The sequence below is a fragment of the Roseivirga sp. genome, assembly GCF_965216855.1.
Taxonomy (GTDB): Bacteria; Bacteroidota; Bacteroidia; order Cytophagales; family Cyclobacteriaceae; genus Roseivirga.
Genome location: NZ_OZ244204.1, coordinates 3,280,766 through 3,297,481 on the forward strand (window position 1 = coordinate 3,280,766; position 16,716 = coordinate 3,297,481).

The following is a 16,716-nucleotide window of genomic DNA, read 5'->3' on the forward strand; positions in this document are numbered from 1 at the left end:
TCAACGGAATGAATGTGCTCATTGTGGAGGACGAGCCAAACTATGCCGATACCCTCGAAATGTTCATAGACGAATTGGGGTATAAGCTAACAGGTTTGGCTCAGGAAGGCCAGAAAGCCCTTAGGCTTTTCAGAGAAAATCCACCGGATATTGTATTGTTGGACATCAATATTGAAGGTGAGCTTTCCGGAATAGACCTGGCCCGTTTGTTCCAGGCAGAAAGACCTACCCCTGTTATTTTCATTACTTCTTATGATGACAAGGAAACCTTCGAAAGGGCGAAGGAAACCGCACCCCATGCTTATTTGATCAAGCCATTCGATCCACAACAACTGGAAAGAAGCATGGAATTGGCTATGCTGAGAGCCTTTGGCTCTACACATGAAGATGATGTTTTCGAAAAGGACCGGCACGTTATTCTGGCGAAGGAATTTTTCTTTATAAAAGAGAGGAATAAGCTGGTTAAGCTTACAATAGAAGACATTCTTTGGGTATCGGTAGAAGACAAATACTGTATTCTGAATACTGCAGAAAAGAAGTTCGTTATTCGTCTTTCTTTAAAGGAGCTGGCAGACAGACTCAACCCTCAGGTATTTGTTCAGACACACCGCTCACATATCGTTAACATCAAAAAAGTAGACGATATTGATTTGAGCCAATTCACCATATCTATCAATAATCGGGAAGTACCATTGGGTAAATCGTATAAAGACAATCTCATCTACAGGCTGCAAATGCTGTAACCTTCTATTTTCCAGTGATTTGATATTAGAATTGCGCCATTAATAAGTCTGTTTGCGCACAAAACCCCTTTGTTTGCGCACAAATGAAAATTGGTGCTATTCTATTTTACAAAATTCAATAAATCATAATTGACACACATAATACCTGAATTGACTACGTGTGCTTCTCTGTGGAGAAGCTTGAGGGCCGTGCCATTGTCCGTCTCGGTTTTGGCACGGCTTATTTAAGATTATTAGATTCATGAATAATAGTTGGATAGACCTTTTTGCCCAAAACAAAATGGAAAGACTCGAACCAGAAGATTTACAAGCTGGTGATATTCTCATTTTTGAGAATAATGACTTCAGTGCTGTAGACCTTCTCACCAACTTAATGAGAGACTACAACGAGAAGGAATATGACGACAAAATGCACACCGCATTTTACCTGCTCCTTTACCTTATACCTTGGTTCGATCCTGGTGATGAAGGAGAAAACTACAAAAACATCTATCATACCGCCATTTGGGCCAATATAGATTTGAATAGAGGAAAAGGTGAGCCTGAATTTGAAAATAGAATTGTTCAGATCGGAAGAGGGGGGATAGTCTCTGATATTTTACCCAGAACACTGGGGGAGTCTACCGTAAAGAATGTTTATGTGTATCGAAAAACAGCCAGGCCAGCTGGCTTTGAAGAAAAAGTGAATGAGGCGACACGGGCTTTTTACAATGATGAGAAAACTCCCTACTCTTTTGAAACAGCCTGGTTACTCGCTGTGATATGCTCTTTGAGGTATTCAGACGGTACATTACATAAAATGCTGGAGGACAGGCTTGGCAAAACCGGAACAGACCTGATGGTAATGTTGATCAGGTCTTTAATCAACCACTATAATGATAAGCATCAGAAGAAAATGGTTGCCTGCTCTACGCTCGTGGCAATGATCTATAAGAATGCGGGTTTTCCTGTTCATATAGATGCTTTGAAAAGGGATCAGGAGATTCATCTCCCCAGTGAACTCAGCTTTAAAGCAGACCATCTTCAGGCATTCGATCTGCCGAGTAATCCTCAAATCCCGAGAATTGGTGTAGTAGAAACAGTGGTGACACCAAGGCAGTTGGCAGAATCTCCGGATGTCAAGTTGGTCGGTTATTTCCCTCACCATACCCGGATAGAAGGATAAGGTTGAGCTGAAATGGCTTCTTTCAAGCGCCTGTATATGAGATTTAGACGACACCGCCAGAGGCTCTCGCAGAGGATGATTGCCTTACACCTTTCTCATAGTCCCTTTCAGGAGACTCTGAGGGGGATTCGTATTCAAAAACCTCAAATACTCATATCAGAAATTAGTCGTGTTACCGGTTGGGAGCAACTTTTACTGTCAGCGAAATCTCAACATTCACGCCCAAAAATCTGTAGTTCACGCACATTTTTTAATTCATCACAATAATCAGTCGCACTTTCATATTGAATTAAAATCGATTCAAATGCGTGCCTTGTTAATCAATTACCTTGAATTAACCCTTAAAAGGAGAACCCTCCTATTGTCAATATTTTTCGTGCTCTTTTTTCAAATGGTAGGGTTTTCACAGATAAAATTCACCATTAGTGCTACTAGTACATCGGCCACTACCTTAACAGTTACAGGTTCTGGTTCGGCAACCACAAATACCAAAGGTAATCAGTGGGTTACCAGCAACGGGTTTAATCAAATTTTCGGAAGTTCTTCTTTCAATATTGTAAACTCCAGTATCAACTTCAAAACCTTTGATCTGACCGGAGGCTTACAGCTTTCAGATGGTGTTACTCCTGTCAATTTTAGTGCTATTGTTATAGATGACGATACTGGCTCAGACTATGATGATTTTGCCCTCGATGTGAACTCACAGATTCCCATGGCGTCAAATACTTCATATACCCTTTCAGGAAATGCGACATTCGATATTTCTGGTACAGCCACCTTTGCTGACTTCAATACAGGTGTCTACTCTGGAACTTTTGAAGGGGTGCAGTCTGGATTTGCGAATTTTAGCACTTCTGATATAATCATTGAGGTGGTGTTAGTAGATCCTATTACCGGCCCCACGGCTTCAAATGTTTCTTTTTCAGGAGGTTTGGTAGTAGGTACTGAACTGACTGGGAGTTATTCGTATGCTGATCTTGGCGATGGAGAAAATGGTTCAACCTATCAGTGGTATAGATCAGATGACAATTCAGGAAGTAACAGGACAGCCATTTCAGGCGCCACCACTACAACTTACACCCTTACAAACGATGATGTGAACAAGTATATCAGCTTTGAGGTAACCCCTTCAGACGGAACTGAAACAGGAGATGCCTCCGAAAGCTCAATTTCCGGACCTGTAAAAGAGCCGCTAGCTGTTCAGAGTATACAACGTCAAAACCCGATAGCGGCACAGGTAGAAGCCTCAAGTGTAACATTCAGAGTCACTTTCAATGACGATGTTATCAATGTATCCACCGATGACTTTTCGCTAAACTCTACGACCGGAGGAACAGTGTCTTCAGTTTCCCAGATCAGTGCTTCCGTTTATGATATTACGGTGAATAGCCTTAATGCCGCGGGAGGGAGCCTGGAGCTTAAGATTAAGGGGGTTGATGGTGTTTCAGGAACCAATAATATCACCAGGGAATCCGTAAACGGGAACGCTACCATTTCGCAAACCAGCGACAACGATTACTTGAATCAGGTCAAGATCGGACAGTCGTTCCAGGCAACTACTGACAATTATTTTACGGCCTTTACTATTTACCCGAAAGCAGGACAGCACTCATTTTCCGGTACGGCCGATCTGACTATTTACAGTAAAAACATAGATGAAGATAATGATGCGGCACTGCTGACAAGCCAGACTGTTAATATAAACAGCAGTACCGATGCAGGAGGGCAGACTATTTCAATTGACAATCCTCCTGCCTTGACCTCTGGTGAAACCTATAGTTTCCTTTTGCAGAATTTTACGGGTAGCGGTAGTCATGCACTATCCTCCAGTACCAGTGGAAATTATGCCAATGGCAGAGTGATATTCACTGGAAACAATTCCGGTCATTCAGCTTTCGACCTTGTTTTTGATGTATTTGAAGGAACAATGGGGTCGCCATTGATCGCTACCGCACCTTCAACCAACGAAACCTACATCATCGATGCCACTAATGTAGCTCCAACAGCATCGAATGTTACCTTCACCGGAACATTGGAAGCAGGGGAGATGCTGACGGGCTCCTACGACTATGCTGATCATGAAAATGATGCCGAAAGCGGTACAACATTCAAATGGTACAGGTCTGACGATGCCAGCGGAACCAATAAGACTGCAATCATCGGAGCAACCTCCAAAACCTACACGCTCACATTGGCTGAAGCAACAAAGTTTATCAGCTTTGAGGTGACACCCAATGATGGTGAAGATGTCGGAACGGTAGTAGAAAGTACACTTCAAGGGCCATTGCCAAGTTATCCTCCAGGAGTTCTAAACATTACTCGTCAGGCGCCTTCAACTGAGACCACCGGTTCAACAACCGTTGTTTTCAGGGTAACATTTAGTAAAGAAGTAACCAATGTAGACGTCACTGACTTTGTATTGAATAGTACTGTTAATGGTTCAGTCACCTCTGTCGATTTTGTAAGCTCTGGTGTTTATGATGTTACTGTATCCGGTATGGATAATGCTGTTGGTACGTTAGGTTTAGGTATTAAAGGAGTAGATGGTGAAGCCGGAAGTAATGATATCGCGAGTTTCTCCGCAAGTGAGAGCCTGGAAACCGACTATAATGGTTCAGGTGATTACCTTAATCAAGCCAGTATCGGGCAGACTTTCACTGCAGCTACTTCAGGTCTACTTTCAAAAGTCACTATTTTTCCTAAGTCGGGTAATCACACTTTTTCAGGTACTGCAACTTTGTCTATTTATGATGGAGACCAAACTCAGAGCGGAACGCTCATATTGACCCAAACCGTAAATATTACGAATAGTACGGATGCTGGTGGTCAAAGCTTTGCTATTCCTGGCTTGCCTCAACTGACGCAAGGAAATACTTATTCTTTTCTTTTTTCAAATTTTTCCGGATCTGGAAGTCATGCTTTAGTGGCCAGTACCAATGCTGGGTTCGCCAATGGTCATGTGATTTTTACGGGGATGAACAACTCTTCACACCTCACAGACCTTGATTTGGCATTTCAGATATATGAGTCGGCTGTTACCACCATAGATAATCTGTCTGCAACTGCACCGAATACCTCAGAAAGCTATACCAAGGAAGAGTATATTCGTCCACCTTATGGTGATTGGCCAGGGGCCTTTGTACTTCAGGGCGGTGGCGGCCCTTTTAATGGTGCTAACCAGGCGGGCCTGAATGTAGATATTCCGGACAACAACGATAAGAGACTTGCTGGCTTTGCTGCTGGCGATCTCGATGCGGATGGGGACATGGATTTTCTTGTCGGTACTTTCTCAGGGAAAGTATTCCCTATGAGAAATATGGGTACTTCCACAGCTCCCAATTGGGAGTTTGTCACTGACTGGATTCCAACTTTAGATTCGTTAGATACAAAGGCAGGCAATAGCAATGAATTAGCACGACCTGTTTTGGTAGACATCGATAATGATGGTGACCTCGACTTGTTTATTGGAAATCAAACAGGGTGGGATGCTGATGAAGCGGCTCAACTTAGCGTTAGTGCAGCAGCCATGAATGATGTCGTTTTCTTCCGCAATATTGGAGATATCGGGAATCCTGTATTTGAGTTTCAACAAATAGAAGGGCTCTTCGCAGACCCTGACAATGGTACTGAGTGGTTCCATACAAACTACGGTAGCTTTGCCTCACCAGGTTTCGCTGATTTGGATGGAGATGATGATTTCGATATGATCGTGATGGGGAATGATACCATTAGCTATGCGGAGAATGTTGGAACAAATGAAGTTCCTCAGTTCCTAAGAAAATACCGCGAAAATAGCCCCTTTGAAGACTTTAGCCCTGTTACCAATAATGCCGGAAGTACCCTTTCTGAACCTAGTTTTGCCGATATAGATATTGATGGCGACCTGGATTTAATCTCAGGAACTACGGATGGAGTATTTCAGGTAATTCTGAACTCAGGTACGGCCACTGCCCCCGAATTCCTCAATACCAACAGAAGTAGCAGCTACTTACCTGAAGTGTTGAAGAGTTTCGATGCAGGCCAGCACAGCCTTGGTCGTTTGGCAGACCTCAATGGAGACGGAGTGCTCGATTTTATTGTGAGTAACCTCGATGGTGATTTAGGCTGGTTCTCTGGTGTTCGCAATGACCCTACGATGGTCAGTGCGGTGAAAACGGATAATACTACCATTACCATTACTTATAGTGAAAATGTACAGACCAACGGTGGTAATCCAACCGATTTTACTGTAACAGACTGTCGAGGCAATACCTATGAGGTAACTGCGCAGACCGATGGCACAGCAGGAGATACAGATATTGTATTGACAGTGGCCAGCCTTGAATTGGCAGTGGGAGATATTACCATTACTTATGCCAATAACAACGCAGAGATAACGGATGAAAATGATATTGAGCAGAAAACAGATGATACTGGGGTAGTTATCAGTGCATCAGTCGATGCAATTGCTCCGACAATGAGTAGTGCTACTAAAGACAGCAATACTGAAGTCACTATCACTTTCAGTGAGAATGTAGATGTTCTGGGCACAAACCCCACAGACTTTACTGTGACAGATGGAAATGGAAACGCGTATGCTGTAAATGCTATAGCCAACAGAACTTTAGGTGATGCAGAAATAACACTGACTGTAGCTGATTTAAGCGGAGCGCTTGGCGACCTGATAGTAACTTACACCAACAATAACAATGAAGTGGTCGATTATGGCTGCAATGCTCTGGCAACAGATGCCACCGGCATAACTATAGACCTTGATAATACCGCACCAACCTTAGTCAGTGCCGCCAAAGACTCAGATACACAAATCACTCTCACCCTCAGTGAGAAAGTGCAGATTAACGGAGCTGATGCCAGCAACTTCACGGTACAAGATGGAGATAGCAACGGCTTCTGTGTGCTTTCACTTACCGATGGTACGGCCGAAGACAATCAGTTGGTGCTTGGCTTGGCAGACCTAAGCTCTGCAACTGGAAAAATTACCATTACATATGACCCCTCAAGCGGGGATATTAGTGATTTCGGAGGTAATAACCTCGCCACAGATAATACCGGTGTAGAAATTATCCTTGCTGCCATTACCTATGCAGTGGAAAGGTTAACACCGGGTGATGAGGACACCAATGAAGATGTGCTGACCTTCAGGATAGATTTTGGTGAAGAAGTAAGAAATGTAGATGTCACTGATTTTGTCCTGGACGGCACAGCGGCAGGGGATGGCACCATTGCCAATGTGCAGGCTGTCACTGTAGGAATAGAAGATTCCAGGTATTATGATGTACAGGTTACAGGGCTGGGTGCCTCCAACGGAACAGTCTCACTGGGTGTAAAAGGAACTAACGGCCTGTCAGGTTCGAACAATATTCTTAATGATAATGTGATAGCCGATGTTGATCAAACCGTAAATGCCGAACAAATCAATTCGGGTACCCCGGCCGCACAATCTTTCCAGCCAACACAGGATGGTGAACTTGTGGCAATCAGAATAAAACTCAATGAAACGAGTACGTATACCGGAAATATGACCTTAAAGATTCGTGAGGGAGACGGTGTTGGTGGTAACGTGCTCACTACTCAGGACTTTTCGGCCCTATCAGGTATTGCTGCTGAATACATGACCATTAACCTGGATAACCCGGTAGATGTAACAGGCGGTCAGTCTTATACCTTCCATTTTGATCATCCTAATGCTGGTGATTTTGTGCCAGAAGGATCAAACACCAACCCTTATGCGAATGGCCGGATGTATGGAGCTTTTGAAGCACCAAACTTCGACTGGGCATTTACTACTTATATAACTTCCGGGTCGACATATGAAGTAGCTACTTCTGGAAATACAATGGAAAGTTATACTCTCGACAATATAAGTCCCTCCGTTGTGATTACCAGCAATGCCAACAACCCTCAAAGCGGGGTATTCACAGCCACCTTTACTTTCTCGGAAGATGTAACAGGGTTTGCACAGGAAGATATTTCTGTAGGAAATGGAGAAGCAAGTAATTTCAACACTGCAAGCTCTTTAGTTTACACAGCCACTATTACTCCTACTTCAGATGGAGAAGTAACAGTAGACGTAGCTGCTGACAAAGTCAGTGATGCAGCAGGCAATAATAACACCAAGGCGAGCCAACTGAGTATTAACAATGATGAAACTTCACCGACAGTAACCATCACAAGTGATGCTGGTGACCCACAGAGCGGAGCTTTTACAACTACTTTCACCTTCTCAGAAGTTGTGAGTGGGTTCACTTCTGGTGATATCACTGTATCGAATGCCGTGGTTAACCATTTCGATAATACCAATGCACCCCAATATACCGCCATCGTTACTCCATCGGCAGATGGTACGGTAACGGTAGATGTTAACGCGGGCATAGCTCAGGATGCTGCAGGAAACGACAACCTGCCTGCCTCACAACTGAGCATTACCAACGATGAAACTGCCCCTGGTCGAATCACCGGTTCTATTGTCGGCAAAACCTATGGCCTCGACCAAAATATGGACATTGTTGTGGAGTATAATGAGGTGGTTTTGGTTGAAACAACAGGTGGTACTCCTGCTATTAATATTTCTATGGGAGGACAAACCAGAGAGGCAGCCTATTTGAGTGGTTCCGGGACTACATCATTAACTTTCAGGTATACTACGGTATCCGGTGATTTTGATGGTAACGGTGTAAGTTTGAGTAGCATCCAGTTGAACGGAGGACTTATAACAGATGGGGCTAGAAATAATGCAGAACTCACTGGCACTCATACAGGAGACAGCGATGTTCGCGTAGATACCACCATTCCAAGTCTGAATATCACCAGTTCTTCCAATCGAACCAGTGGAGCCTTTACCGCAACTTTCACCTTTTCGGAAGATGTAAGTGGTTTTGCAATAGACGATATTTCAGTCAAAAATGGAACAGCCGGCAACTTCAACACAACCAGTGCGAAAGTATACACCGCTACCATCACTCCAAACGCAGATGGAGAGGTGACGGTCGATGTGGCTGCCAACAAAGCTCAGGATGCAGGAGGAAATGGAAATACTGTGGCCACACAACTCAGTGTGACCAATGATGAAACTGCTCCAACAGTTACCATAACAAGTAATGCTAATGATCCTCATAACGGAGCCTTTACCGCAACATTCACTTTCTCGGAAGATGTTACAGGCTTTGATGTCAATGACATCTCTGTGACTAACGGAGTTGCCAGCAACTTCAACACCACCAGTGCAAGTGTTTACACTGCTACGATAACACCATCTGCTGATGGAACAGTAACCGTAGATGTGAATACCGCTAAGGCTCAGGATTTGGCCGGGAATAACAATACCGCAGCCACTCAATTCAGCATAACTAATGATGAAACGGCACCAACGGTATTGGAAGTGACTTCAGATGTAAACAACTCAACTTTCAAATTGGGAGATGAGATCAATATTTATGTGCAATACAGTGAGGAGGTTTTTGTTACAGGAACACCTCAACTGGAACTGGAAACAGGAACTACAGACAGAACAATAGATTATGTCGACAGAAGTGCTTCTACTCTTAGATTTGTCTACGAGGTTAAGGCTGGTGATGAAAGTTCGGATCTGGATGTAACCAGTTCTTCAGCCTTAACGCTAAACGGTGGAACAATTGTAGATGTCGTTGGCCTTGATGCTAACTTGACAGTTAAACAAGGATCAGACGGAGGAGCATTAACTGAGAAAAATCTGGTAATTGATGGAGTTGTACCAAATGTAACGATTACGAGTAATGCCAATGATCCACAAAGTGGGGCATTCACAGCCACCTTTACTTTCTCAGAAAATGTATCCGGCTTCAGCGGAAATGACATTACCGTTGGTAATGGAGTCGCCACTAACTTCAATACAGTAAGTGCTAAAATCTATACAGCCACCATTACACCAGCGGCTGATGGAGAAGTTACCTTAGATGTGGCTTCAGATAAAGCTTCAGATGTAGTGGGCAATGGAAATGTAGCAGCCACACAGTTGAGTCTTACCAATGATGAGACCTCTCCAATGGTGACAATTACCAGCAATGCCGATCCAACCAGTGGGGCTTTTACCGTTACTTTCACTTTCTCTGAAGAAGTGACTGGTTTTGACCTGAGTGACATCACCGCTAGCAACGGAACGGCCAGTAACTTCAACACCAGCAGTACCAGTATTTATACTGCAAAGATTACTCCGGTAGCTGAGGGGGCAGTTACGGTAAGTATAGGCGCAGATTTGGCAAAAGATGCTGCTGGAAACAACAATACGGCTTCCACCCAATTGAGTATAACCAACGATGAAACTGCACCAACCTTGGTTAATGCAGTAAAAAGTAGCAATACCGGGTTGACCCTTACATTCAATGAAGCCGTGAAAACTATGGGTATTCACCCAACTGATTTCACAGTTAGGGATGGCAACAGCACAAACTTTACGGTTCAATCCATTTCTGATGGAACAGCGGGTGATGATGAACTGATTTTAACATTTAACGATTTGAGTGCTGCTGAATTAAAGCTTGAAATTACTTACAGCAACAATAATGGCGTGGTGACCGATTTGGCTGGCAATACATTGGGTTCAACAAGAAGTGGGGTAGTGATTTCATTAAATGCGATACCTACTGTATCCCAGGTAGATTTCTCAGGAATCCTAACCGTTGGGGAGACGCTCACAGGAGCATATACTTATGCAGATTTAGACAATGATGCCGAAGATGGTACCGCCTTCAAGTGGTACAGATCGGATGATGCCAACGGAACCAACAAAACAGCAATCTTAGGGGCTGCAGATCAGACTTATGAGCTCACTAGTGATGATGTTGATCATTACATCAGCTTTGAAGTCACTCCGAATGATGGCAAAAATGCCGGTACCACGGTAGAAAGTGGTCTTCAGGGCGGGGTAAACAAAATTAGCCAGGCCATTACTTTCAATGCTCTGACCGACAAGACTTATGGCGATGCCAGCTTTAACCTGGGAGCCACAGCTTCATCCAACCTGGGACTTAGTTACGCCAGCTCCAATGCTAATGTAGCTACCGTGAGTGGAAGTACTGTGACCATTGTGGGAGCAGGAACCGCTACTATTACAGCCTCACAGGCTGGAGATGCAAGCTATGCTGCTGCAACGGATGCTGTTCAAACACTAACCGTGAATAAAGCTGAACTCATTGCAACTGCAGAAGATAAGAGCAAAACCTATGGTGAAGACAACCCAGTCTTCACTATTAGCTATACAGGTTTTGTGAATGGCGAAGATGAAACGGCTATCACCACCGAACCAACGACTTCTACTACAGCAGATGCCACAACCGGTGTTGGAACATATGATATCGCCTTGAGTGGAGGAACAGCCTATAACTATTCACTGATCACCAATAACGGATCGTTGACCATAAGCAAAGCCACATTAACGGCCACTGCGGAAGACAAGAGCAAAACTTATGGAGATGAAAATCCAGGCTTCACCATCAGCTACTCCGGCTTTGTCAATGGAGATGATGAAACAGCCATCACTACAGTGCCAACGGCTTCAACAACTGCAGATGCAACGACAGGAGTAGGCGTTTATGCCATAGCTCTGACAGGTGGAGAAGCTGATAACTATTCACTGAGCACCAATAACGGTTCATTGACCATCGGAAAAGCAACATTAACTGCTGCTGCTGAAGACAAGAGCAAAACTTACGGAGAAGAGAATCCTTCCTTCACCGTCAGTTACTCTGGTTTTGTTAATGGAGATAATGTAACAGCCATCAGCACAGCGCCAACAGCTTCGACAACTGCAGATGCCTCAACAGGTGTGGGAACTTATGATATTATTTTGAGTGGTGGAACAGCCGATAACTATTCACTGATTACCAATAACGGGTCATTAACCATAGGCAAGGCTATTCTGACAGCCACGGCCGATGACAAGAGTAAAACTTATGGAGAAGAGAATCCTTCCTTCACCGTCAGTTACTCAGGCTTCGTGAACGGAGAAAATGAGACAGCTATCACCACCAAACCAACAGCTTCTACTACATCAGATGCCACAAGCGATGCAGGAGTCTATGACATAACTTTGACAGGTGGAACCGCTGACAACTACTCACTGATCACCAATAACGGTTCTCTGACCATAGGCAAAGCCACTTTAACGGCCACTGCAGAAGACAAGAGCAAAACTTACGGAGAAGAAAATCCTTCATTCACCATCACTTACTCCGGTTTTGTGAATGGCGATGACATCAGTGAGATCACTGAGCCAACGGCTTCAACAACTGCAGATGCAACAACAGGAGTAGGCGTTTATGCCATAGCTCTGACAGGTGGAACTGCTGATAACTATTCACTGATAGCTAATAACGGATCACTAACCATCGGTAAGGCTACGTTGACAGCAACTGCAGAAGACAAAACCAAGGTTAAGGGACAGACTAATCCTGAGTTCACTATTGTATATTCAGGGTTTGTAAATGGTGACAATGAGGAAGACATAGACAGAACTCCTACAGCTACGAGCACGGCCGATGAAACTACGGGAGCTGGTACAGCGGCTATTAGTTTGAGTGGAGGAATTGATGATAATTACTCCTTCGACCTGGTCGATGGAACGCTAACCATTCTTGATGCGGCTTTCATTAGCTCAGTCACAGGTCCTGCCGATGATACCTATGGCATTGGAGATGAATTGGAATTCACAATCAACTTTAGTCTGGCAGTAAGCACGAGTGGTACGATAAGCTTGCCTTTCACGCTTGGAACTGACAGCAAAACCGCTAGTCTTGTTGCTGATGTCACCAGCGAAACAGAATTGAAGTTCAGTTATACTGTGGCAGAAGGAGACCTGGATACAGACGGCCTGACCCTGGGATCAGCCCTGAGTGTTTCAGGTAGTATTAAGGATGATTTGGATACAGACGCAATCCTAGAATTGAATCAGGTTGCTGACCTAAGTGGGGTGTTGATAGACGGAGTAAGACCAAGCCCGACCATTACCAGCGATGCAGGGGCTTTGACTAATGCTGCCTTTACAGCCACTTTTACTTATGACGAAGCAGTGAATGGTCTGGATATCAATGATATCACGTTAACCAACGGAACCGCCAGTGACTTTGCTACAATAACTGCCGGAATGGTCTGGAGTGCTACTATCACTCCTTCTACCGATGGTACCACTACTGTGACCCTGAATTCTGGAGCAGCAACAGATATTGCAGGCAATAAGAGTGAAGCCGGGAATACCATCAGTACTGTATTTGATGGAACTGCACCTCAAGTGAGTAGCATTGTGAGGGCCGAAGCCGACCAAATTCCAACAGGAACGACTAGCAGGGACTTTACCGTAACCTTCAGTGAAGAGGTAGCAGGTGTAGATGTGACCGATTTCGAAGTGGTAACCACAGGAGCAGCAACGGCTAGCCTGAACACTGTGACGGTCATCGATGCCAAGACCTATACTATAGAAGTCAATGGAATATCCGGAGAAGGAACCATTGGGTTGAATACCAAAGCCAATAGCGGCATAGTTGATAAAGCTGGTAATGCACTGAAAGATGCATTTACCGGAGAAGTGTACGCGACCAATTTTGCTCCGACAGACATCGGACTGTCAGCCTCAAGCATTCAGGAGAATAATTCAGTGGGAGATGACATCGGTGTCATTAGTACAACAGATGCCGATGCTGACGACAGCTTCACCTACAGTCTGGTATCAGGAGCCGGTGATACGGATACGGATAATGCAAGCTTCATGATCAGTGGAGATATGTTACAAGCCGCGGCCGCTTTCGATTTTGAAACCAAAGACAGTTACAGTATTCGCGTTAAAACGGATGATGGCTTTGGTGGAACCTTTGAGAAAGTCTTAACCATTACCGTCACCAATGAAACAGAAGCCCAAATTGAAGTAAGCGGCAATGGCAACTTCGATCAAACCGGACTTGGCCTGAGCAGTATGCAAAGCTGGACTTTGACCAACAATGGTGATGCAGCTACAGAAATAAGAGTGACCAGTACTTCAACAGCCTTTAGCATAACCCCGGGTTCGGTAATTATAGGTGCGGGAGAGTCTGAAACAGTAACCGCAGTATTTACCCCACAGGCCGCAGAGACCTATAACGGTACAGCTACCTTCAATTACAATGTCACAAGCGAGACTGAAGGTAATGTAACGGTTTCTCTTACGGGTGAAGGAGTAATTGTAACCGGTTTGGATGAAGGACAGATCAAGGAAGATCAGATATCAGTGTTCCCAAATCCTGCCTCCAGTTATATTACTATAGACCTGAGCGAACTGAGAGGGATGCCATTAGACATCAGGCTGATCAACCCCGCTGGGGTGAGTAGGCTAGAGAAGGATGGCTATAACCAGCTTCAACTCAGAATTGATGTCACCAATTATGAAAGTGGCCTTTATATTATTCAGTTCAGCAATGAGAGATCGCTGGTGAGGAAAAAAATCTTGATCAGAAAATAGAGGGTCGATAATAGACACTAGACTTCAGACTTTAGAGATCGTAATTCAACAATCGTAAATAAGAAATGATGAAAATCAGAAGCATATATACCTACACATTCATTTTAGCCATGGCAATACTCAGTATGTTATCCTGCTCCCCTGATGATGGGCCTGTAGAGCCCTCTTTACAGGAACTTACTTTTGAGAATCTTGCTGGAGAGTGGACATTGGGTCAGTTCAGCAGTATTAAACTAGATGGAGCAGATGTGAGTGCCAATTACTCGGGCTTTGCCCTGTCATTTGAAGAGGGTACCTATACCACAACCAATGCAGGTGATCTACTCAGTTCCAGCGGAACTTGGGAATGGGTAGACACGGATGCCACCCAGGTGCAATTAGATGATGGTAAACTGGTTACCATTAACTCGCTTTCAACCTCTAAGTTTATTTTTAGCTTCAACTATTCTAGTAGACCTTTAAGGGCAGGAGTGGAAGGTAACTATATCATTACAGTTGAGAAGTGACATATACTCTTAAATTTTGATTGCAGCCTGTGGTTATAATAACTGCAGGCTTTTTTTTTGTTATTGCCATGATAAAATATTCTTTCATTCGAAGGTATTTGAATTAATTCGAGATTGATTTAATTAGTAGAGCTAAGAATCTTCAACGTTGACAAAAAGGAAAAACAGCATAGTTCTCCTGGTGCTTTTTATGTTGTCCTTGAAAGCACTGGCTTTTCAGGTTGATACTGACCCTATTTATTTTACCGATCCAAATGAGGTTTATAAGGTGAATGACTTTGTAAAAGTCTTTCGTACACCGGATACAATATCCAGTCAGGAGGCCCTTTCAGGAATCCTGAATGGAAAGTTGGAGCAAGTGCCTTATCAGGGTAATCCGGGTATGACTAATTCTGATGCTGCTTATTGGTTATTGTTCACCATAGTGAATGACTATGCAGGAGAGTCAGAATTCAGGCTGGTCTTATCTTATCCACAGTTGGACTATACCAGCTTGTCTGAAGTGATGGGAAATTCCGCTACTACACTGTTCATTACGGGAGATAGTTTTCCTTTTGACCAGCGACCAATCTCTAATCATGATTTTGTATTCCCTATCCGAATACCTTACGGATCGCAAAAGACATTTTTACTCAATGCGGACAAGAGGAATTCAGCAGTTAGGTTTCCATTGCGCCTCTATGCCGAAGAGAAGTTTGTTACCAAGTCTGGTAAGGAGCAAGTCTACCTTACTGTTTACTATATTTTTCTCATCATCCTTACTCTAGCAGCATTTCTCATAGGTATTGGATTAAGGAATAGGGTGTTTGTATGGTACGGGGTAAGTGTGTTTTGTTATGCCCTATGGCTGTTTACCTGGCAGGGTTTTTCTTATAAATACCTCACGGCTGATTTCCCGGTATTCAATCGTCACTTTTTGGCTTTCTGTTCCCAAATAGCGGTCATGTCTCTTTTGGTTTTTGTACAGAGTTTCTTTGAAACCAAAAGTCTGATACCCCGCTTTCATCGCATTATGAATGGAGTGCTTGGCCTTTTTATCCTGGGTACTGTCGTTTGGGTCATTATCCCCGATACCTATATCCAACTTGCCCCTAAGCTTTTTGCTGTTCGGTATATTTTGGTTGGAATGATATTAGTGTTCTCCGTTACAGCAGCTGTTGCATACAGAAGGAGAGGTGCTCATCGATCATTGATTTTCGCCATATCGTATGCACTTTTCTTTGTTAGTATCATTGGAAAGATACTTGATGAATATGGACTGATAGCAGAATACAATTTTGTTGTAGATCCCATCCTGGTGGGAAACCTTGTTCAGGTGCTTGGTCTGTCCATCGCTATGGTGATTGCCATGATGAATATTTTCAATGAGAGAGAAGCGTTGAAAAGAGATAATGACCAATTGAAGGCAAGTCTTGGTGAAGCGGGGAATGGATTAAATGGCCATGATCAAAGTCAGGAGTTCATTACTCTAAAGAGTAAAGCCGTACTTAAGCTGAATGATATCCTTTTCATCAATTCCGATGCTGCCTATTGCGAGTTCTTCCTGAGAGAAAGGGAACACCCTGAAATTGACCGGAGGTCTTTAACTTCTCTGGAGGATGAGCTGCCCGAGGTGTTTGTAAGAATTCATAGAAGTACTATTGTTAACCTCAGGCATGTGCGCCAGGTCAAGGCTACTTCAGTATTGTTGAATACGGGGCAGAAACTGGTGGTTTCAAGAACATATAAAGACCAGTTAAGGGAAGCTTTGGGAGATAAGAAATAAAAGGCTGTTTCAAAAGCCTGGCCACCGTCACCCTGAACTTGTTTCAGGGTCCCTTTGTGATTATTAATAGATCAAAT

At 43.8% G+C, this 16,716-nt stretch carries 5 protein-coding genes; all 5 read left to right on the forward strand.

Annotation, left to right across the window (positions count from 1 at the left end; all coding sequences use genetic code 11):
* Positions 1-8: 8 nt before the first annotated feature.
* The 5 genes from ACOOEY_RS14585 to ACOOEY_RS14605 all read left to right on the forward strand — a co-directional run bounded on the left by ACOOEY_RS14585 (position 9) and on the right by ACOOEY_RS14605 (position 16,639).
* Positions 9-743, forward strand: coding sequence for a LytR/AlgR family response regulator transcription factor (locus tag ACOOEY_RS14585; protein WP_420385458.1), 735 nt, complete (start codon positions 9-11; stop codon positions 741-743).
* Positions 744-1,023: 280 nt separating this feature from the next.
* Positions 1,024-1,908: a hypothetical protein gene (locus tag ACOOEY_RS14590; RefSeq protein ID WP_420385459.1), complete on the forward strand. Its 885-nt coding sequence runs from the start codon at positions 1,024-1,026 to the stop codon at positions 1,906-1,908.
* 304 nt (positions 1,909-2,212) lie between these two features.
* Positions 2,213-14,368 (forward strand): MBG domain-containing protein, encoded by a 12,156-nt coding sequence (locus tag ACOOEY_RS14595; protein ID WP_420385460.1) that lies wholly within the window; start codon positions 2,213-2,215, stop codon positions 14,366-14,368.
* Between the two features lie 65 nt (positions 14,369-14,433).
* A complete protein-coding gene (locus ACOOEY_RS14600) occupies positions 14,434-14,874 on the forward strand; it encodes a hypothetical protein (RefSeq protein WP_420385461.1) in 441 nt (146 codons plus the stop codon).
* 148 nt (positions 14,875-15,022) lie between these two features.
* Complete coding sequence (locus ACOOEY_RS14605) at positions 15,023-16,639, forward strand: 7TM diverse intracellular signaling domain-containing protein (RefSeq protein ID WP_420385462.1); 1,617 nt, start codon at positions 15,023-15,025, stop codon at positions 16,637-16,639.
* Positions 16,640-16,716 lie beyond the last annotated feature (77 nt).